Annotated in this window: 17 protein-coding genes; 6 read left to right on the forward strand and 11 right to left on the reverse strand. The window is 60.5% G+C overall.

Annotated features, from left to right (window positions below; genetic code table 11):
• Position 1 precedes the first annotated feature (1 nt).
• The 6 genes from C0V74_RS06100 to C0V74_RS06125 form a co-directional block, all read right to left on the reverse strand.
• A complete protein-coding gene (locus C0V74_RS06100) occupies positions 2-3,280 on the reverse strand; it encodes a CusA/CzcA family heavy metal efflux RND transporter (RefSeq protein WP_143251049.1) in 3,279 nt (1,092 codons plus the stop codon).
• A gap of 1 nt (position 3,281) precedes the next feature.
• A complete protein-coding gene (locus tag C0V74_RS06105) occupies positions 3,282-4,466 on the reverse strand; it encodes an efflux RND transporter periplasmic adaptor subunit (RefSeq protein WP_143251050.1) in 1,185 nt (394 codons plus the stop codon).
• A gap of 11 nt (positions 4,467-4,477) precedes the next feature.
• Positions 4,478-5,686 (reverse strand): TolC family protein, encoded by a 1,209-nt coding sequence (locus tag C0V74_RS06110; protein WP_143251051.1) that lies wholly within the window; start codon positions 5,684-5,686, stop codon positions 4,478-4,480.
• 58 nt (positions 5,687-5,744) lie between these two features.
• Positions 5,745-6,092, reverse strand: a complete 348-nt coding sequence (locus tag C0V74_RS06115; protein WP_143251052.1) for a hypothetical protein — start codon at positions 6,090-6,092, stop codon at positions 5,745-5,747.
• A gap of 95 nt (positions 6,093-6,187) precedes the next feature.
• Positions 6,188-6,775, reverse strand: a complete 588-nt coding sequence (locus C0V74_RS06120; RefSeq protein ID WP_143251053.1) for an isoprenylcysteine carboxylmethyltransferase family protein — start codon at positions 6,773-6,775, stop codon at positions 6,188-6,190.
• Between the two features lie 5 nt (positions 6,776-6,780).
• Positions 6,781-7,428 carry a cation transporter gene (locus tag C0V74_RS06125; protein ID WP_246844981.1) on the reverse strand — a complete coding sequence of 216 codons (648 nt, stop codon included), beginning with the start codon at positions 7,426-7,428 and terminating at the stop codon, positions 6,781-6,783.
• Between the two features lie 70 nt (positions 7,429-7,498).
• Here C0V74_RS06125 and C0V74_RS06130 point away from each other — a divergent pair, with 70 nt between their 5' ends.
• A complete protein-coding gene (locus C0V74_RS06130) occupies positions 7,499-7,897 on the forward strand; it encodes a helix-turn-helix domain-containing protein (RefSeq protein ID WP_143251055.1) in 399 nt (132 codons plus the stop codon).
• A 122-nt stretch (positions 7,898-8,019) separates the two neighbouring features.
• On the opposite strand, the gene C0V74_RS06135 is transcribed toward C0V74_RS06130, so the two are convergent.
• The gene (locus C0V74_RS06135) at positions 8,020-8,343 is read right to left on the reverse strand and encodes a YnfA family protein (protein ID WP_143251056.1); all 324 of its coding nucleotides are present in this window, start codon (positions 8,341-8,343) and stop codon (positions 8,020-8,022) included.
• A complete protein-coding gene (locus C0V74_RS13020; RefSeq protein ID WP_143251057.1) occupies positions 8,343-8,699 on the reverse strand; it encodes a bleomycin resistance protein in 357 nt (118 codons plus the stop codon). Before C0V74_RS13020 ends, C0V74_RS06135 begins: the two co-directional genes overlap by 1 nt.
• A 1,219-nt stretch (positions 8,700-9,918) precedes the next feature.
• Between C0V74_RS13020 and C0V74_RS06145 the strand changes: the two genes are divergently transcribed.
• From C0V74_RS06145 to C0V74_RS06155, 3 genes are all read left to right on the forward strand, one after another.
• Positions 9,919-12,945, forward strand: a complete 3,027-nt coding sequence (locus C0V74_RS06145; RefSeq protein WP_143251058.1) for a TonB-dependent receptor — start codon at positions 9,919-9,921, stop codon at positions 12,943-12,945.
• A 143-nt stretch (positions 12,946-13,088) separates the two neighbouring features.
• A complete protein-coding gene (locus C0V74_RS06150; protein ID WP_131624330.1) occupies positions 13,089-13,994 on the forward strand; it encodes an alpha/beta hydrolase in 906 nt (301 codons plus the stop codon).
• Entirely contained in the window at positions 13,991-14,386 is a 396-nt protein-coding gene (locus C0V74_RS06155) for a hotdog fold thioesterase (RefSeq protein WP_131624328.1), read from the forward strand. The genes C0V74_RS06150 and C0V74_RS06155 overlap by 4 nt, the downstream gene beginning before the upstream one ends.
• Positions 14,387-14,415: 29 nt before the next feature.
• Here C0V74_RS06155 and C0V74_RS06160 read toward each other — a convergent pair whose 3' ends face one another.
• Genes C0V74_RS06160 through C0V74_RS06170 form a run of 3 tightly spaced genes read right to left on the reverse strand, consistent with a single transcriptional unit; the run spans position 14,416 to position 18,585 of the window.
• Positions 14,416-15,879 carry an efflux transporter outer membrane subunit gene (locus C0V74_RS06160; RefSeq protein WP_207912498.1) on the reverse strand — a complete coding sequence of 488 codons (1,464 nt, stop codon included), beginning with the start codon at positions 15,877-15,879 and terminating at the stop codon, positions 14,416-14,418.
• Between the two features lie 7 nt (positions 15,880-15,886).
• Positions 15,887-17,458: an MDR family MFS transporter gene (locus C0V74_RS06165; protein ID WP_143251059.1), complete on the reverse strand. Its 1,572-nt coding sequence runs from the start codon at positions 17,456-17,458 to the stop codon at positions 15,887-15,889.
• Positions 17,455-18,585 (reverse strand): HlyD family secretion protein, encoded by a 1,131-nt coding sequence (locus C0V74_RS06170; protein WP_131624324.1) that lies wholly within the window; start codon positions 18,583-18,585, stop codon positions 17,455-17,457. The genes C0V74_RS06165 and C0V74_RS06170 overlap by 4 nt, the downstream gene beginning before the upstream one ends.
• Positions 18,586-18,709: 124 nt before the next feature.
• On the opposite strand from C0V74_RS06170, the gene C0V74_RS06175 reads away from it, so the two are divergent.
• Both C0V74_RS06175 and C0V74_RS06180 read left to right on the forward strand, forming a co-directional pair.
• On the forward strand, positions 18,710-19,201 hold the full coding sequence (locus C0V74_RS06175) for a MarR family transcriptional regulator (RefSeq protein WP_143251060.1): 492 nt from the start codon (positions 18,710-18,712) through the stop codon (positions 19,199-19,201).
• Positions 19,202-19,670: 469 nt separating this feature from the next.
• A complete protein-coding gene (locus tag C0V74_RS06180; RefSeq protein ID WP_131624320.1) occupies positions 19,671-21,254 on the forward strand; it encodes an AarF/UbiB family protein in 1,584 nt (527 codons plus the stop codon).
• Positions 21,255-21,289: the final 35 nt, after the last annotated feature.

Here is a 21,289-nt window from a genome sequence, read left to right on the forward strand (position 1 = left end):
CTCATGCTGGCTGCCTTGCGGGTCTATTGTCGTCGACCACCCGCTCGCCCAGCGAAGTCACATCGCTGTAGTCCCCAGGCACGTGCTCCTTTTGGCGGCCGCGCAGCAACAGGAGACTGATTGCGGGCAAGACGAAGAGAGTTAGCAAGGTTGAAGTGATCAGTCCGCCAATGACGACGATCGCCAGCGGCTTCTGCACTTCCGCGCCAGTGCCGGTGGCAATCGCCATTGGCACGAATCCTATTGCAGGGACGATGCCGGTCATCAGCACCGCACGAACGCGCTCCATGGTGCCTTCCGCAATGGCCTGATCCACCGGCCGCCCTGCGTCGAGCCGCTGATTGATGCTGGTCATCACAACGAGCCCGTTCAGCACCGTCACGCCGGACAACACGATGAACCCCACGGCAGCAGACACCGAGAAGGGGAACCCGGTTAGCAACAGCGAGAACACACCCCCGGCCAACGCAAGCGGGATGGCCGAATAAACCGCGATAGACTGACGGATACCTCCAAGCGCCATGAACAGGATGCCGAAGATTGCCGCGAAGATGACCGGGATGACAAGCGACAGGGTCCGGGAAGCCGCCTGCAGATTCTGGAACTGTCCGCCCCATTCGACGAAGCTGCCCGGCGGCAACTTGATCTGCTCGGCGACCTTGGCCTGCGCTTCGGAAACGAACGAGCCCAGATCGTTGCCGCGCACGTTAGCCTGCACGACCACCCGGCGTTTTCCGTTTTCACGGCTGACCTGGTTGAGCCCTTCCGAAAAGTTGAAGCGGGCTACCTCGCGTAACGGCACCGAAGCACGGTGCGCGTCTTCGCCAGAGAGCATTACTGGAAGCGCACCGACCGCGTCGAGATCGTTGCGGGTGAAGTTATCGAGACGAACAACGATGTCGTATCGCCGATCACCCTCGAACACGATCCCTGCTTCGCGCCCGCCCATAGCCGCCGCGACTGTGTCGCTTACGTCCTGAAGACTGAGCCCGTAACGAGCGATCGCATCGCGATCGAATTGCACGTCGAGCACGGGGAATCCTGCCGTCTGCTCAACCTTTACGTCGGCTGCGCCTGGGACGGTGTTGAGCACCTCAGCGATTTCCTGGGCCGTTCGTCCCATGGCTTCGAGATCATCGCCATAGACCTTTATGGCGATATCGCCTCGCACACCTGCGATGAGCTCGTTGAAGCGCAGCTGGATCGGCTGGCTGATTTCTACGGCGTTTCCGATAAGAGGCTCCAACGCCCCCTCGACACGTTCAATGACTTCATCCTTCGTATCGACACCGTCGGGCCACTCATCCTTGGGCTTGAGGATGATAAAGGTATCCGACGCATTCACGGGCATCGGATCGCTTGCCACTTCGGCAGTGCCCGTCTTGGAGTAAACAAGCGACACTTCTGGTAGTTTGACCACGGCGCGCTCTACTTGGCGCTGCATCTCGGTCGACTTGTTAAGCGAGGTCGAAGGGATGCGAAGAGCCTGCATTGCCAGGTTCCCTTCACCAAGCACCGGAAGGAACTCGCTTCCGAGCATCATAAAAACCAGCACCGCTGCCCCGAAAGTGCCGGCGCCAGCCCCGATCCAAGGCCACGGCCGAGAAATGACGCGCTTGAGCAGAGGCTCGTAGCGCTCCTTGACCCACGCAACGGCGTTCACTTCCTTCTCGGCAACTTCGCCGCGGATGAGCAGGGCGATCATTGCTGGCACGAAAGTAAGGGAGGCCACGAACGCACCGGCGAGAGCCAGCAGGACGGTGATCGCCATTGGCGAGAAGGTCTTGCCTTCCACGCCCGTGAAGGTGAGCAGCGGAACAAAGACGAGGAAGATGATTGCCTGCCCATAAAGGGTCGGCTTGACCATCTCACGTGATGCTTCGAACACTTCATGCAGACGCTCATCAAGCGTGAGCACGCGGCCCAATTGACTTTGGCGATGCGCCAAGCGTTGCAGGCAGTTTTCGATGATGATGATTGAGCCATCGACGATCAGGCCGAAATCGAGCGCCCCTAGGCTCATCAAGTTGCCGGATGTGCCTGTGAAGTTCATTCCGGTGCCCATGACCAGGAACGAGATCGGGATCACCAGCGTCGCAATGATCGCGGCTCGGAAATTGCCGAGCAGCCAGAACAACACAGCGGCAACTAGAAGAGCACCTTCGGCGAGGTTCTTTTCGACCGTGCCAATGGTCGCATCGACCAGCTCGGATCGATCTAGCACCGGCTTGACGGTCACCCCCGGCGGAAGCGATTTTGCGACTTGATCCAGTCGTTCGGCGGAAGCTGCAGCTACAATCCGGCTGTTGCCCCCGGCAAGCATAAGCACCGTGCCGATGACCACTTCCCTGCCGTTCTGGGTAGCGGATCCGGTGCGGAGCTCTCCGCCAATCTGGACGGAAGCGACGTCGCTTACTCTAACCGGCACACCGCCGCGATTGGCGACCGTTGCCCGGGATATTTCATCGAGAGTGCGGATGCGGCCATCTGCCCGCACGAGGAACGCCTCTCCGCCGCGTTCGACGAAGTTAGCGCCGACCGAAACATTTGCTGCCTCGAGTGCCTCGGCGAGGTCGGTAAAGGAAACCCCAAAGCTCACCAACCTTGCTGGATCAGGCTGGACGACGAACTGCTTTTCGTAACCACCGATCGAGTCGATGCCGGCTACACCCGTCACCGAGCGTAGCTGGGGCCGGATTACCCAGTCTTGGACCGAGCGTAAGTAGCCCTGCTTGGCCACATCGTCTTTGAGGAGCTCGCCTTCGGGAGTCTGGTAGGAGCCGTCGGGCTGAAATCCCGGTCGACCCGGCACTTTTGGGTTCGCTTTGGTGCCTGCAGGAGCAAAGTCGACGACGTACATCAGCACTTCACCGAGCCCGGTCGAGACCGGACCCATCTCCGGCTCGATGCCCTCAGGCAACGCGCCTTTCGCCTGGTTCAGTCGTTCCGCGACTTGCTGACGCGCGAAGTAGAGATCGGTGTCGTCTTCGAAGACAACGGTTACCTGGCTGAAACCGTTGCGCGAGATCGATCGTGAACCTTCGAGACCGGGTATACCGGCCATCGCGGTTTCGACCGGAAATGTAACCAGCCGCTCCATGTCGAGCGGGCCAAGGTTGGGCGCGACTGTGTTGATCTGCACCTGCTTATTGGTGATGTCCGGCACTGCATCGATCGGCAGCTTGAGGAGCTGCGTCACCCCGTAAGCCGAGACGATCAGCGTGACGATGACCACCGCCCACCGAAATCGGATGGCGGCGTCTAGGATTCGTTCAATCATCCTAGTGCTCCGCCTCGCCCTTGCCGAGTTCGGCTTTGAGCAAGAAAGCGTTTCTCGTGGCGATTGTGACGCCGGGACGTAGCCCACTAACGACTTCGATCCGGCCGCCGCTGCGCTGGCCTGTAGCTACGTTCGTGGCCTGGAACCCTTTGGCGGTCTTCATGAACACGACGTCTCGGCCTTCGACCGACTGGACAGCTTCTTCGGGCAAAGTGATGCGCCCGTCGCCGTCCTCCCCCGACCGGATTCGCACACGCAAACCCTGGCCTTGGCTGAGCCCAGCTACGCCAGCTGGTTGCAGTACCGCAGTAAGGCTACGGCTCTCCGGATCGAGCCCAGGCGTGATTGAGCGGACTGTTGCGCTGCGGGTATTACCGCCCGGCAATTCGAGAACGGCCACTACACCGGGACGGATGCGCGCAGCATCGGCGGGCAAGACGGAAGCATTGATCTGGACGCTGTTCGGGTTCGCGACGCGGAACAACTCGGTCCCGGCAGCGACGAATGCGCCCAGCTTGGCGTCGCTCTTGGTGACCTGGCCAGAGACTAAGCTAACGACGGATAGCGTGCGACCGTCCCCGCTCACCCTGGCGGCGCCGGCCGCAGCCTGAGTCCGCCTGACCTCGGCTTGGGCTTCAGCCAACGCCGCTTGTGCCCCTTCCAGATCTTGGCGCGCGGTTACCTTGGCATCGTATAGACGCTTCTCGCGGTCGTAGGTCGACCTCGCCAACGCCAGCCGCGCAGCGGCGGCGCTGCGCTCTGACGCTATCGAAGAGGCCTCGCGGCTTTCCATCACTGCCACCGCCTGCCCGGCGTTGACGTAGTCACCCAAGCGGCGGTTGATGCGCACAACTGTTCCATCAGCGCGTGCGGTCAAAACTGACTCCCCCTCCGGGGTCGCCGCAACCACGCCCTGGGCAATGATCTCGGAGCCGAGCCCGCCGCTGCGAACGATTTCGGTGATTATGCCGGCAGCTTGAGCGCGAGCCCCGTCAATCGCGACGAACCCTTCAGGACCGTGGTTTTCCTCCGCTTCGCCATGCTCACCCGCTTCGCCTGCCGGTTCTGCAGCGTCCGGAGAGGTGTCGAACAGGGTCTGGCCAAGAAGAATGCCTCCGGCTGTGAACGCAAGTGCCCCCGCCGCCGCGAGAGCGAAACGGCGATTATCGTTTTTGAGCAGTTCCATCGTTGGATATCCTACTGAGCGTTGGCGCGAGCAAGCGCTGCCAAGGCAAGAGCACGGTCAAGTTGGGCATCGATCACTGCCAGCCGTGCGCGGTTCAATGCTTCCTGGGCTTCGATAAGTTCAAGCAGCGGGAACTTGCCCGCACGGTAACCCAGCTCTGCAACGCGTAGAGCTTCGGTCGCCTCGCGAAGGCCGGCGCCAGACAAGGCAGTCACACGCTCGTGAGCCGCAGCGAGCAAATTTTCTGCTTCGCGTCGGGTGAAGGCCGTATCAAGCCGGGCTTGGAGCACTGCGGCTTCGGCAGCGTCCCGTTCGGCGGTAGCGATCGGCACACCGGATCGGACCGAGCGCTTGAACGGGAGGGGAACCGAAACACCCATTACCAGCGCATGGTCACCGGTCTCTTCGAACCGCCGCACGCCGCCAGACGCGGTGATGTTTGGCATACCTTCTGCGCGCGCCAGTGCGATCCGCGCGGTGCTTGTGTCGCGTTCAGCGGCAGCCAATCGTTCGTCGAGACTCGCCGCTTCAGGAGGTAGCGAGCCGGTAGGAGGGACATCGCTGCCAGACGCCGACAACTCGGGATCGTCGGTGGCAATCAGAAGCCCAAGGCGCCGACGGGCCGTCAAGAGTTGGCCGAAGGTTCGGAGCGCTTCAGCGCGTGCTTCGGCCAGCAGGGCATCGGCGCGCAACTTGCGAAGCGGCGGGTCACGCCCAGCATCGACCAGCAGCCCGGCTACCCTGGACAGCTCTTCGGCGCGCGTGATGTTGCTTCGAGCTAATACTGCGCGTTCCTCGGCCGCGCGTAGCTCGGCATGCGCCGCCGCGACATCGTAAGCTAGATCAACCTCGGCCTTTCGTAGCGACAGCTGAGCAAAGCTTAGCTCGGCGGCGGCGACCCCCCGCCTCGCTCGACGCTCGCCACCGAGTTCGAATTCCTGCGAAACCGCCAGCGTCGTCTCGGTTTGCCGAAAGACGTCGTAGGGGCCGGTGCCGGCAAAGTTTTCCAGCTCTAGCTCGAGCTCAGGGTTTGGACGCAGTCTAGCCTGGATCGCGCGTGCCTCGGCCGCGCGAAGTTGCGCCTGGGCTCGAACAATTCGTGGCGAAGCTTGCAGGCTCTTGTCCAGCGCTTGGCCGAGGGTGACCGGCTCAGCGAGGGCTGAACTGACCGGAATGACAAGCGCACTCGCGAAAAGCGAGACGCACCAACGTCGTAACATTTTGAGAAACTCCTGATCCTATGCAGTTCGCGCGAGCAAGCTCGCGCGGGCAAAAGGCTCAGGTTGCGGGAGGCTCGATCGGTGGCGCGCTGCGCAGCGAGGCCATGGCGAGCACTGACGACACGAGATAAACTTCGGCCATCAGCTCACGGCTCGGGCCGGCCTCGATCGCGGAGACCGGCGTGGCGCAGCTGCAATGGTGATGGATAGCTAACCCTGATCCCATGGGTGCTTGTTCCGAAGGCGCACCATCGTCGGATGCCTGGTTCTCGGCTTCTTCGAGATGTCCGGATACTTCACCGGCGTGGGCCGCAGCGTCGTCAGAGGGGTGAGCTAGCAAAGGCGAACTCACGCTGCCTAACAGCAGGCCGATAAGTACGAGAAAAGCTAGAACGCTACGATGCACGGAGGGCCGCCTATCAGACCGCTTCCTCGCAAGCAATTGTGCGGTGACCATAAGCCGCATTCGCCATTCGCTAAGCCGCACAACGGAGCCTTAGATCAAAACCAGCGTCGCACAGATTGGCGATACTGTTCGAAGCTGTTTCCGTGGAGGCCCAAGAGATGCGTCTCCTCGAGGCGAACTTGCACCTGCATCAGCACCTCGCCGAGCAAGAATATTGCCAGTGTCATCCCGCTGGGAAGGACCAGGAGGAGGCCAAGCAAGCTTGCCCGCATGCCCAAAAAGATGGGGTTGCGACTGCGCGCGAATATCCCGCGCGTGACCAACGGCGTCGGCGTATCCTTGTCGATCCCTATGCGCCAGGAAGCGCCCATCTGAGCCTGCGCTGCCACTATCCAGACCAGCGACAATATGAGCAGGGCCCAGCCGGCTTTCTGAAGTGCGGATTGCTCCAACCAGCGCAATTGCCCGAGCACTCGGTCAGGAAGTCCCAGCGAAAGCGCGATCAACAAAGCGAATACCGCAATGAGCGTCGCACGAAACCACTTCCCGACGAGACCATAGGCCGTGTCATCATATGGCAAGACCAGGGCGTTCACCCCGTCGCGTCGCCACAGGCGAAAGGTTGGCCAGAAAAATGCCAAGGCAAAGAAAGTCGCGAAAAAGACCAGGAGCGCGATAGGCATTGTCGTTACTCCGCAGGGTGCGCGTGAGGCCGCGCGGTGTCCGCTAGCTCGCCGCGCGCTTGCCGAATAATCTGGAACCCGCCGGAGAGGCCAAGCGTCGCCAAAATTGCTGCCACTACGAGATCGGGCCAGGCGGTCCCGGTTCCAAACACACCAGCCGCCGCCGCCACGACCGCGACGTTGCCGATCGCGTCGTTACGCGAGCAAATCCAAACCGAGCGCATATTCGCGTCGCCAGAGCGAAAGCGGTACAGCATCAATGCGACGCCAACATTTGCCACCAAGGCCAAAACGCCGATCAGGCCCATCGTCCCCGCATGAGGCGATGCTCCTAGCACCGCGGCATAAGCGGTACTTCCCAGCACCCACAGACCCAGCGCGATAAGCGTGACGCCCTTGAGCAGAGCAGCGCGGGCACGCCAGACCAAAGCCATCCCGGCAACGACTAGGCTGATGGCGTAGTTCGCCGCATCGCCCAGAAAATCGAGAGCGTCCGCCATCAACGCACGCGAATCGGCGCTAACACCAGCGACCAGTTCTAAGGCGAACATGCCTGCATTGATGACCAGAGCGATCCACAGCGCCCGACGCCAGCGTGGATCATTCAGTCCGCTTTCGGTGGCGCATCCGCCACCCGAACAACTCCCACTCACGGTCCTACCTCCTCGACAAACTCCGAGTCGGCATCACATATGCACCTTATAGCAAGTAGAGGGTCAAGCGATGGGTTTGACGATCGGCCAGATGAGCAAGGCGACCGGCGTGAAGCCGGTCACCATTCGGTTTTACGAGAAGAATGGCTTGCTTAAGACGCCCAGCCGCAGGGACAACAATTACCGGGCGTATGGGCAGGACGACCTTGATAGGCTTTCATTCATTCGGCGTGCCAGGAAGCTAGGTTTTAGCCTCGAGCAGATCGCCGCGCTCCTGACATTATCAGACAGCAAAGGTCAGGACTGTTCGAGTGTGGACCGCATTGCGCGTGAGCACCTCTCCGAAGTGGAGCGAAAGCTCGCGGACCTTAATGCCCTTCGTCGTGAGCTACAGTCAGTGGTCTCGTCGTGCGCAGGAGGATCGGTAGGCGACTGCCGGATCATTGAGGCGCTCGCGCCCAAGAATTAGCGACAACTGTCGGTTTTGAAGCCTTGGCGGTGGAGTTGATCAGCCCGCTGGCACGAAACCTCCTACGGCGGCGCGCGCCCTACAATTTACTCGTATCGGAAAGCAACGTCTGGCTGAATGTGCTACAGAGGGCGGGGTCCGAAGAGGATTATTGCTGCACCCACTAGGCACACTGCAGCGCCTGTCATATCCCAGCGGTCTGGCGTCGCTCCTTCAACCACCCACAACCACGCCACCGCAGCGACGATATAGACGCCTCCATAAGCCGCATACGTGCGCCCAGCGTGCTCCGCATCAACAAGCGTCAGCAGATACGCGAAAAGCGCCAATGACAGCACTCCAGGCACAAGCCACCACTGCGACTTGTCCATTCGGAGCCAAGCCCAGAAAGCGAAGCAGCCCGCAATTTCGGCCAGTGCGGCTCCGATGTAGGCAAATGCTGACATCAATTTTGAATAAGGCGCAGGAGGGTGCCGTCAGGATCGATAAGCGCTGCGATGGTAAGCCCGCTGTCTTCCTTCTGCGGAGGCTGAACACGCGGATGTCCCCAACACTGCTCAGGCACACCAGCCTCTGTGCACAGGGCGTAGAAACCCGATAGATCATCCAGCCGAAGGCAGCAGCTGAACCAGCTATCCGCAGGATTTAGCTCCGGATGAGGGAAGAATTCTAGGGTGAGGCTGTCCCGCGTCAATACCATCCAGCCGTCATCTCTCCACCCTTCGATGAAACCAAGACGCGAGTAGAACGACGAGGTCGACTCAAAATCTCTCGATGGCAGGTTGGGCGTTACTTGATCCAATCTCAGACATTCAGGCCAGTCGGGTTGCCGCACCCACAAACGGACAGGCTGCTTCTTGGTTTAGGACACAGATTTGAGCCTCGGGATGTTCTTCATTCTCCTGTCTGTGGTGGTGCTAGCTCTCTGCGCTAGCATCTGGTGGGCTTGCACAAGAGTAGCCTCGATGGGTGCCGCCAGCCGAGCCGGACTAGCGGCCATGTTGCCGCTCGTTTGCTTTTGGGCGTGGTTACAATGGGACGGGTCACTCTTTAATGATGTTGTTTTCGCAATTTTTGTTTTGCCGCTCCTGTTACTAGAGGGCGGATTGCTTTCGCTTTTGGAAGGGAGGCGATCACGTTGAAGTTGTCCGCTTTCCACCCATTTGCGGACGTTGACGACCGGCGCAGGTGTGCCTGAAAGTAGACCGTCCGCTTTCACCGTTCGCTGACGAAAAGCAGACTGGCAGCAAACGATTAATAGCGGACCTTCAGCCAGCGCTGCGATGGCCCGATGCAGCTCATCAATACGCGCGAAAACCTTAGCACATCAGCGGCGGTCTTTTATTAGGAAAGACCAGGGACGAGATGCCATAGGAGATGGTGGGGATCACGGGCGAAATGGGAGCAGTCGGTATGGGATCGATGAACCACGAACGCTGTGCCCGAGTACCCTTGCTTACCGCTGTTAATGACCGAAGGAACCGCGCGCGCCGCACCGAGAACGCCGCCTGGAGCTAAGGCTGTAAGGTTGCCAGTTCCATCCGGGGGCTCGGGTGGACGCTATTGTTCAGTCGCCACTTCGTCCTTCACGACACCGCCACGGCAGAAACGTACTTCCGAAATCAACACTAAAATCGTCCACATGCCGGATAGATGCTGGCCGACTATCTTCCGGAACTGAGGCCGTCGAAAAGAAGATCGGATCCGCCTGATCCCAAGTGCAGTGGAGTAGTCAACCTCCGGGGTGACCTAAACCGAAGGGAACTGGCAGTTTGCTGCTAGCGCCGATCGCCAGCACCGAATGTTCAAGCCACACCTCGAAGCGAAGCGGGATTCCGAGTTGCCAGAATTTCGCGCTGTAAGAAAGTTTCATACACTGAACGCGCGGCAGAGCAAAAGTCGGACTCTCCCTACCAAATGCGACATATTGCCCACCGTCCTATTGCCAGATGACGGTAAACTGCTTTAGCTTCGCGTTCGAAGGTGCCGCAACAGATGGCGCCTCGAGTGGAGAGATGCGAATGAGGATCAAGGCCGCCCTGCTTGCTGGCATTTGTGCGTCGGTTGCTTCAGTTCCCGCATATGCCCAGGACGACACGCCTACCGACCCCGTGGGGGCCGAGGAGGGCAGCGTCATCGTTGTCACGGCGCAACGCCGGGCCGAGGCTCTGCAGAACGTGCCGATCGCGGTTAGCGCATTCACGGCCGAAGCGCTTGAAGCACAGCAGATCAAAACGACATCGGACCTCCAGCTCACGCTGCCGAACGTCACGTTCACGAAGACGAACTTCACCAGCTCGAGCTTTACCATCCGCGGGATCGGCGACCTGTGCGTCGGCGTGTCATGCGACAGCGCGACGGCAATCCACCTGAACGACGCCCCCCTATTCGGCACCCGCCTGTTCGAAGGCGAGTTCTATGATCTTGCCCAGATCGAGGTCCTGCGCGGACCGCAGGGCACACTGTTTGGACGCAACGCCACCTCTGGGGTGGTCAACATCCGAACCGCGCGGCCCGACCTCAGCGGCTTTGGCGCAGCCGGCGAGGCCGAGTACGGCAATTACAACAGCATCAAGGTCAAGGGGATGGTGAACCTTCCCGTTGGCGAAACCCTCGGGGTTCGCATCGCGGGGTTCTATCTGAACCGTGACGGTTACACTTTCAATCAATTCAACGGAGACCGCTACGACGACCGCGACATGTACGGCATTCGTGGCTCGCTGCGGTGGGAGCCTTCAAGCAGCACGACGGTCGATCTGGTGGCGCAGTACTTCCGCGAGAACGACAAGCGCATGCGCATTCAGAAGCAGCTGTGCCAGCGTGATCCGACTGGCGTGCTGGGTTGCCTCAACTCCCGTCTCGACAATAGCTTCACGAACGGCAACTCGACGCTGGGAGCGATTTTCGCGTCGCAGGAATTCTTCCGCATCCGCGGTGTGCCAGCAGGTCAGACGGCGCTGACACCTAATTTCTCGACGGGCAGCCTTTACGGGACCGACGTGTTCGCCGCCGCTGCGAATCCCGAAGATCCCCGGGTGATCAACACCGCTTTCGAGCCCAACTACTTTGCCGAGGAGTGGATCGTCCAAGGGCAAGTCAATCAGGAGCTTGGCGGCGGTCTGAACGTCAAGCTGGGGGGCAACTGGCAGAAGGTCAAGGTGGACGCGCAGCAGGACTACAACAACGCTGCGCAAAGCCGCGCGCCGCTGCAGATTGGGCTCAACAACCTCGCTGCCGCAGCTTCGGGCGCGTTCGGTCCTGTCCTGCAAGCCTATCTCAAGCCGATCGCGGACCGCCTCATTCCGGACGGTCCAAACGGCAAGCTCTGCACCTCGCAGTCGGACCCCAAGCTGGTCGGCGTGTTCGGCGCGGCGAATAACTCGATCTGCTCGATGAACCCACTCGCGTTCGACCGATCGAACGCGTTCCAGACCAGCTGGACCGGGGAAGCCATCGTCAGTTCCGACTGGGACGGGATGTTCAACTTCCTACTTGGAGGGATCTACGGAAAGCTTCACCTCGACGAGAGCAGTTATTACGTCAATGCATTCGGGCTCGACTATGCGGCCGGCATTCTCGGGGCGCTTGGCGCGGCGGGTGCGGGAATTCCACCCGGGCCTGGAACTTCGTATTTCTTGGGCTCGCCGTTTTACCGAAACACGTCGGACGACCTGAAGGTCACGACTTACGGTATATTCGGAGAGACTTATTTTGAATTCAACGACAAGCTCAAGCTCACACTGGGCTTGCGCTATAACCACGACGAGAAATCGGTCAGGGCTCGCACGCCGCTGTTAGTCGACGCGGCGGGCGCTTCGGTGCTGGTGCCGACCGGTGCCACCGATCTCACCAATGCGCTTGGATACGCAAACCTCGATTATGATGCCGGCCTGCCCGGGCCGCAGGAATATGCAGTTCGCAGCGCGAGCTTCGAAGCGGTCACAGGTCGCGCCGTGATCGATTACCAGATCACTCCGTCGAACCTGCTCTATGCATCTTATTCGCGTGGCTATAAGTCGGGCGGCATCAATCCGCCTCTGTCACCGATCTTCGCGGTGCCAGAAGCGTTCGCTCCTGAGCACGTCAACGCGTTCGAGATCGGCTCGAAGAATACCTTCGGCGGACTTCAGCTGAATCTGACTGGGTTCTACTACCAGTACAAGCAACTGCAGCTCAGCCGCATCGTTGCCCGCACCTCAGTCAACGACAACGTCGACGCGAACATCTGGGGACTGGAGGCAGAAGCGGTAATCCGTCCTGTGCCTGAGCTGACGGTCAACATGACCGCCAGCTACCTCCATACAGAGGTCGCTTCGGACAAGTACCTGTCGAACCCGCGGGATTTCGGGGGCGGGCGTGCGGATGCAGTGATTATCAAGGACATCACCAACGCCGCGAACTGCGCCGTCGCCTCGTCCTCGGGCAACGTAGCCGGGGTCAATGCGTACGTCGCTCAGGTGAACAACTTGATCAACGCGGGCGTCATTCCCGGCGTTTCTGCAGGTGCGGGGCTGCGGGCGCCGACTTCCTTCGGGCCCAATAGCGGGATTGCCTCGACCGGCGCGTTTAGCATCTGCGAGGCGCTCCAGGGGCTAGCGCCGAACATAGGTGCCCAATTCGGGGGCATCGAGACCAGCACCGTCATCGACGGCGTTACTTACGATTACTCGGCGGGTATCCCCGTCAATATCAAGGGTAACAAGCTGCCGGGCGCGCCCAACTACAAGGTATCGATGGGGGCCCAGTATGCGTTCCCCATCGGCGAGGCCAAACTCACCCCGCGCGTGGACGTCGCCTACACGGGAGAGACCACCGGCAACGTATTCAATGGCAACGTCAACAGCATCGACAGCTTCGTGCAGGCCAACGCGCAGATCCAACTCGATGGTCCGGACAGCCGCTGGTACGTCCGAGGTTACATCCAGAACATCTTCGACAGCACCGCGGTGACCGGCCTGTACGTCACTGATCAGTCGTCCGGCAACTATACGAATATCTTTACCCTCGAGCCGAGGCGCTATGGCATCGCGGCGGGGTTCAGATTCTAAAGGGGTCATTGGCCCGCGGCCACGATGAAGCCGAGGATAGCGGGATAAACCCCGTTAACTTCGGCCTCGTGGCGAACGTTGCATCGGAGCTGTCGTCGCTGATCTGGTGGCGATCACCTCTGGTTTCAGATACTCTTGGTTAGATGAGCACTGAGGCGTTCTCGATCGAAGGTGCCGGCGGGATCACCCTTGCCGCGGAAGCTCACGGCGATGTTGGCGGAATGCCCGTCCTGCTCGCACACGGCGGTGGCCAGACCCGGCGCGCGTGGAAGCGAGTCATGGGCGAACTGGCGCAGGCTGGCTTTCGTGCCATCGCATTCGACATGCGCGGACATGGCGCCAGCGAGTGGTCGAAAGCCGGCGCATATGACATTCGCGACTTCGCGGCTGACCTGGTTGCTGCGGCGGCTTCGATGGAGGTCAAGCCGGCTCTCGTAGGCGCCTCGCTCGGCGGCCTTGCCGGGCTGATGGCGGAAGGTGACCTAGCGCCGGGCACCTTCGCGTCGCTAACGCTGGTCGATATCGCGCCGCGCATGGAGCCGGATGGCGTGGCCCGCGTCGTCGGCTTCATGGAAGAACATGTCGATTCAGGCTTCGGCTCTCCCGAAGAAGCGGCGGATGTCATTTCACGCTACCTGCCCCACCGTCCCAACCGCAGCGCGGGCAGCGGCTTGAAAAGCTACCTGCGACAAAAAGCGGACGGCCGATACTACTGGCACTGGGATCCTGCCTTCATCCGCAACATAACCGTGTCTGGAGGCGAGAGTCCCCATCGGCAACGGCAGCAATTCGACGCTTTGGGACAGGCCGCCGCTCAACTGACCCTACCGCTTCACCTCATTCGTGGAGCATCCAGCGATCTGGTCTCTCTCGAAGCCGTAGCGCATCTGCGACAACTCGCCCCCCATGCAGAATACACGGACATCGCCGATGCCACACATATGGTCGTGGGCGATGCGAACGACGCCTTTTCCGCCGCTATCGTGGAGTTCCTAAGGCGCCATCACCCCTCCGATACGACTCAGATGCAGGGGACGAGTGGAACATGATTGATCGAGACCGCTTGCAGGAGATGCTTCACCTCGCGCCGTTTCACCGATGGCTTGGGCTGGAGATTGCAACATGCTCCGATCAGGGAATCGAGATCACCATGCCATGGCGCGAAGAGATCGTGTCGAACCCCATGATTGGGTCGGCGCATGGAGGGGTCCTGGCTTCACTGGTCGACCTCACCGGGCTTTATACTTTGCTTGCAGGTGGTGCCCCGGCGAAAGCGACGGCCGATCTACACGTCGATTACCACCGTCCTGCAACCTCAGGCCCTCTCACTGCTCATGGGCAGGTCGTGAAGTTAGGGCGGCAGATTTCGGTGGCGGAGACCCGGGTTGTGGGGCCCGACGGAAAGTTGATCGCCAGCGGCAGGGGCGCGTATTTTTCGTGAACCGGATCGATTGTTAAACGCAAACGAACCTACTGATCTCGAGCAGGCTCCTGCCACCCTAGGCCCAGTGACTTCTGCAGAGCAATCCAAGCTAAAGTAAGGGCACCTTTTGCCCGGACGAGGTCTGCCGAAGCCTGCTGCTGGTCGCGTAGCGCACGATTGAGGTCAGCCCTTGAGATCACTCCCGCCGCGAAGCGCTGGCGATTGAGGTCGGCAGCGCTATCGGCCTGGCTCTTGATCTGCGCGCGGGCTGCCAGTGCGACCCGTTGCTGGCCAAAGCGTGCCAGTGCTCGCTCGGCATCCTGTAGAGCCGAGAGGACGGTTTGACGGTAGTTGGCGACTGCCTCGTCTCGGACCGCCCCGGCGCGATCGACCGACGCGTCCACCCTTCCAAAATCGAGGAAGTTCCATTCCAGGCGGGGTATCGCCAATGCTGAAAATTCGCCCAGATCAAAGACCTCTTCGGGGGAAGATCCGCCTAGGCCCAGAATCCCCATGAAGGACAACTTCGGGAACCTTGCCGCTTCGGCCACCCCGATCCGCGCCGTTGCGGCGGCGAGACTGCGCTCAGCCGCCCTGATGTCAGGCCGACGCGCCACGAGACTTGCTGGATCGCCGACAGTAACCTGATCCGGGGGCAAGGGGATATCCCGCGGCGTCGAAAGGTCTTCGTCAGTCGATCCCGGGACCCGGCCAATCAGGATGGCAAGCGCATCGAGCAGGACGGCTTTGTCAGCGTCCGCTTCGGCGAGCTGGGACTTGAGAACTTCGAGCTCGGCGTTCGCGTTGCCCACCGGGAACAGCGGCAACGCGCCTTGCTGATACCGTTGATAGGTCAGGGCCAGGATTTCTTCCTGCAACTTTATCTGCGTCTGGTATTGTTCGGCGCGGAACTGAGCCTCCCGCAGGTTGACGTAGTTGCTGGCAACTTCAGCGGTCAGCTGGACCCTCGCGTCCTCCGCATTGGCCACGGTTGCAGCAGCCTGCGCATTGCTGGCCTCTACACGCCTCCGGGAGCCGCCCGCGAACTCCAACTCCCAATTGGCATTGAGACCCACATTGTAGAAACTGAGCGCGTCGTCGCTTTCCGCCTCCGGTTCGGTTTGCCCCGACGAGTGAGGTGGGCCGCCCTGGAGGTCGAGCCCGGGAAGACGACCCTGAATGGTGGTGGCCTGCGTCCCGAGCGTCGGCATTCTCCCCGCCCGATCCTGTCGGACCGATGCCCTGGCCTGCGCGATGCGCGCTTGCGCTGCCTGAAGCGAAGGATTGGCGGACAGTGCAGCCGTGACCAGCCGCGTCAGTTCAGCATCGTCGAGCAGCAACCACCATTCGGCAAGAGCCGGGTCCGACGCATTCAGCTCTTCGCCGGTGCGTACAAAACGATGGACGCTATCCGCCGACAGTATTTCAGGAGGGCCCCGGTAGTCCGGCCCAGCCGTACAGCCAGCCAGCAAGGCGATGAGGAGAAGCGATGGTATTGAACGGCGCATCATGTTGGGCTCAGTGCATCGAAAGAGAAGCATTTTTCGGAAGCGGCCTCAGGAAGAGGACCAGCGGAACGGTCGCGAGCGTGAGAACCCCCATCACCATGAAGACATCATTGTAGGTCATTATGAACGCCTCGCGCTGAAGGGTGCGGCTCAGGACGGCCATGGCCCCCTCCATGCCGCCGAAGTTTCGCGACAGCCCGTCAAGATAGGCCTGCAGAGAAACGTTGTTCGAATTCAGGGTCTCTTCCATTCGCCGGCTATGATGCCAGATCCGCTGATCCTGGAACGATGCCAGAGCTGAAAGCGCGAAAGAGCCACCGAGATTGCGTGCCGCATTGAATATCCCCGAAGCGTCTCCTGCATCCTCATGGGCCACCGAAGCCACCGTCGCCTGGTTCAGGAACATCATCGACAATATCATGCCGACACCGCGTAGGAGCTGGCTCTCGGTGAAAACGGCACCACCGGATTCGGCTGTAAGGCTGGTGCTGACAAAGCAGCTGACCGCCATAAACAACATGCCGGCGCCCACGGCGATGCGTATGTCAATCTTCCGGATCATCAAGGGAAGCACAGGCATTAACAAGAATGCCGGGACGCCCATCCAGAAGATGACCAGCCCCGTCTGAAGCGCGTTGTAGTCAGAGATGATCGCCAGGAACTGGGGGATGACGTAGGTCGAACCATACATCACCATACCCAGGGCCAGCGCCATGATCGCTACGCTGCCGAACTGTCGATTGAACAGGAGCTGCAGTTTCAAAACCGGCTTGCGAGCCTTCACCTGTCCGTAAATCAGCGAGGCGAACCCGATGAGGGTGATTAAGGTGAGCCAGCGAATGAGCGAGGATTCAAACCATTCCTCGCGATGGCCCTCTTCAAGGACAACCGTCAGGCCGCCCAGCCCCAAGATGAGTCCGAGAATGCCTGCCCAATCCGCGTCTGTAAGATATTCCCACTTCGGTTTTTCGTGGGGAAGACCAACGAACAGCAGGAGCAGCAGCAGACCGCAGACCGGAACGTTGACGAAGAAGGCATAGTGCCAGCTCAAATTCTCAGTCAGCCAACCGCCGATCAAAGGCCCCATCACGGGCCCGAGGATCACGGTCATGCCGAATAGCGCCATTCCGATCGGCTGTTGATGCGGGGGTAGTCTCTTGGCCACTATGGTCATAGCGGTCGGAATGAGCACTCCGCCCATGAAGCCCTGGCCCGTTCGGCCGATGATCATGGTGGTAAGGTCGGTTGCGACCCCGCACAGCACCGAAAAAGCGGTGAATGCGCTGACCGCAATGATGAGGAGAGTTCGCAGACCGAAGAGGCGCTCCAGCCAGGCGCTCAGCGGAATGACGACAATCTCGGCGACGAGAAAGGAGGTCGCAATCCAGGTGCCCTCGGTGCCGCTCGCCCCGATCTCGCCCTGAATGACCGGGAGTGCGGAATTGACGATCGATATGTCCAGCGTCGCGAGCATGGCGCCGAGAGCACCCGCAGCTACAGCGACCCAAGCTGTAACGTCGGCGTTCTGCCGGAGCGAGGAAGATTGGTCCGACGAATTACTGGATGGCAGCGCCCCGCTCATCTTTTGGTGCCCGAGATCCCTTTGAGCGCATCAGCGGCTGCACGCGTGTCGACAGTCGCGACAACCGACATTCCAGGAACGAGGACTCGGCGCAGTTCCGGCGAGGCGTCTATCGCGATGCGAACGGTTATGCGTTGAACGATTTTGGTGAAGTTGCCGGTGGCATTCTCAGGCGGAAGAATTGAAAACTCCGCGCCGGTCCCCGGCGAAATGCTGTCCACCCTTCCCTTGATCTCTACATCCGGAAGTGCATCGACTTCCAGCATAACCGGCTGGCCGGCCCGGATCAGGCCGACCTGCGTCTCCTTAAAATTGGCTGTGACGTAGATCGCATTGACCGGAACGATGGTCATCAGCCTCTGACCGGGCTGCACAAATTGTCCCACCCTGACCGTGAGGTCACCGACGCGCCCTGCCTTGCTGGCTCGGAGCCGGGTCGACTCAACGGTAAGATCGGCGGCCTCCAATTCCGCGCGCGCTGCGTCTGCCTGCGCCCGGGTTTGGCCGATTTGCTCGAAAAGAGTAGACTTGCGCGCGGTGGCCGCCGCAACCGCCGCCTGTGCCTTCTCTAGATCCGCGCGTGCCTGGCGCGCCTGCGCCTCATACTGGTCGAGCTTTTCGCGGGGTTCGGCTCCGGTAGCGGCAAGAGGCCGATACCGGGCGACCTGCTCATTGGCGAGTTTGAGCGCCGCGCGGGCGGCGGGAAGTTGGGCGCGCGCCTGGCGAATGGCCGCGTCTTGCTCCGTAACCTGAGAGCGGATCGTGTCGGCGCCGGCCAACGTAGCCGTAATTTGTGCGCGCGCCTGTTGCGCCTGAGCGCGGTAATCCCGCAAGTCCAATTGCGCGAGCGCTTCGCCCCTAGCCACTTGCTCGTTTTCCGCAACGAAGACCTCTTCGATGTAGCCCCCAACTTTCGACGAGACCACTACGCTGTCGGCGGCGACGTAGGCGTTGTCCGTCGACTGCATGTACTGGCCGTAGGTCACATGCCGGTAATACCACCAACCACCGGCGAGCAGGACGGCCAAGCCGACGACGACAAGCACAAGACGCAACCGGCGCCGCGATTGTGGGCTCGCCGCCGGTGCAGTTTGCTGCTCCGGTTCGATGGAGTCGTCGTCTGTCATCTGGATCTCTCGGCGATTTCGCTGGGTGGCTTGTTCTGCGCCCTTAGGGAGGCCGGGCCAGATAGTAAAACGGTTTAGTTATTTGAAGGTAGGATTGCAGGGTCGGTTTAGCTAGGCAAACGGCATGGACGATAGTGCCGAGCCGCTGAGGCGATCACGCCGAAATGTCATCACCGACGATGACCAAATTCTATATCTGCTGAACGAAGTAAGTCGAGGCGCGAGAAGGGCATACGATGCGCGGGCCGCCAAGACCGGGTTTAATCAGACCCAGTGGAGGATCATCGGGCAACTCCTTCGCGACCCATCGCTGACGCAGTCGGAAATCGCCAAGGCGCTCGAGCTTGAATCGGCAACTGTCGGGCAGGCGGTTGCTGTACTCTGCGCACAAGGGTTACTGGAAAGGCGGCGAGCTGAAACGGATCGAAGGGCATGGAAGCTCATCCTGACGCGCAAGCTTGGTGCCCTAATCCCCGAACTGAGAGAGGCGGCGGATCAACTCCACACTGTGCTTTGGCGCGACATAGCGCCAAGCGATAAACACCTTTTGAAACAGCTTCTCGCTAAAATTTCGGCAAACCTAGAAGGATCTGCGACGGTGCCGGACTCCCGCTGACGTGTGCTCAAGTCGAGCGCCTGCCCCTGACCGCCCGCGGGCGTTGAATCAGCGGATGCCGTTAGATCGAACGCACGAGTGCGAGTCCTTGGCCGCGTGGGATTTGAGATCGTCCTATGAAGCGGCGAGCCGAGCTCGGAGCTGCCTTGTGCATAGGGTACATGGTAAACCACTTTACAAAAAATCTTGCGTGGCTAAAATCTGTCCTCGAGGAAGGATCATCCTTTCCTCTCCTTGACTTGGGGGGGGCAACTCCCTGGGTTGCCCCCCTTTTTTGTATTGGCGTACCCCGCTGAAGAAATGGGCGGGAGCATCGAGAATTAGAATTGAAGGAGGCGGAGTTGCTGTGGTGGCTCCGGGGCGGTCGTTCCGTCTTTCGCAGGGCTGCGAGCGTCCAGCCTGCGGAGATGATACCACAATGGGTAGCAAGAAACCGAGATCATAGCGGGTCTGAGAAGGAAACGGAGACATGACCGCTTCTCGGGAAAACCCGATCAGCAACATCGCACGTGCCGCCGAGATTGGGCAGATCCTCGTCAGGCATGGCGCCAAAAATCTCGCTGGCACACTCGGGATCGTTCCTCATCCAGAGGGTATCTTCGACCCACGCGAATTTCGTCCGGCCGCTGTCGTTGCGTTCCTGCGAGATATCGGACCGGTCGGTATCAAGCTGGGTCAGCTTCTCGCCACGCGCAGCGATCTGTTTGGCGAACACTGGATTGCGGCATTCTCAACGCTGCACGATCAGGTGTCGCCAGTGCCTTTTGCACTCATAGAGCCCGTTCTTGCTTCAAGCTGGGGTGAGGATTGGCGGAGCGACTTCGCGCGATTCGATGAACAGCCTCTGGCCTCGGCCTCCATAGCGCAAACCTATTCCGCCGAACTGCGGGACGGCAGCGAAGTCATCGTAAAGGTGCGGCGGCCAGGTACCGCCGCGCGGATGGAAGCAGATGTACGCCTCCTCTTACGCCTTGCTGGGATCGCCGAAGCCCGATCTCCGGATATCGCGCGCTACCGGCCAGTCGAGTTTCTACGGACCTTCGGCCGCAACCTGGCCTGGGAGATGGATCTGGCTGCGGAATCCCGAGCCTGCGAGCGGGTCGGCGCCTATCTCGATACCATCGGCAGCAAAACCCCGGCGATTCACTGGGAACTGACGGGGTTGCGGGTCAACGTTCAGGAACGCCTGTACGGCAGAACGGCTTCTTCGCTGGGCACCGCCTCGGGCGACCCGCAGATTGCGGCTTTCGCCAAAAGGTATGCGGACGCAGTCCTGCGCATGATCATCCTGAACGGTGAATTCCACGGCGACCCGCATCCCGGTAATGTCTTCCTGATTGGCGAAGAGGATGTCGGTTTCATCGATTTCGGATCGGTCGGCACGCTGACCAAGGCCAGGCGCGACGAGATCGTCCGCCTCGTGCTCGCGATCGCCGGTGAGGAACCGAACGCTGTCGCCGATGTCCTGCTCGGCTGGGCGGAGGAACCGAAGGTAGATCGCGCCGCGCTTGGGGTGGATCTGGATCAGTTGATCGGAGAGTTCAGGGGGACCGTGCTTTCGGGCATCGAGTTCTCGCAGATTTTTTCGCGCGTGTTCGATCTATTGCGGGATTATAAGTTGGTCCTGCCACCCGATCTCGCCATTCTTCTGCGTACCCTGTTGACTGCAGAGGGTTTCGTCCGATCGCTGGCACCCGACTATAACATCGCCCAAGAAACCCGGCCGATCATCGCGGAGCTTCTCACAGAGCGGTTCTCGCTCGGCAGCGCTCGGACGGGTTTGAAGAAATTCGGCGGTCAGCTGCTGGGTCTATCGGCTTCCTTGCCCGGATTGCTGGCCAATGCGAACTCGATCGCGAGGTCAGGATACCTGCCAATACAGCTCGACCCGGCGAGCGTCGAACGGCTTGCGGCCGCTCGCCAAGAGACCCCGTCCACCAAAGGGCCGATAGGCGCCGCACTGATTGTTTCCGCCGCGCTTCTTGTCGGTCAATCCTGGTTGCTCGCGGGTATCTCGCTGGCGAGTGCCGCCGTGGTCTTGCTCCGCAAATGAACATTTGCTCCGCAAATGAACATCGGGCGGTTTAT

Source organism: Altererythrobacter sp. TH136 (genome assembly GCF_007065885.1).
Taxonomy (GTDB): domain Bacteria; phylum Pseudomonadota; class Alphaproteobacteria; order Sphingomonadales; family Sphingomonadaceae; genus Tsuneonella.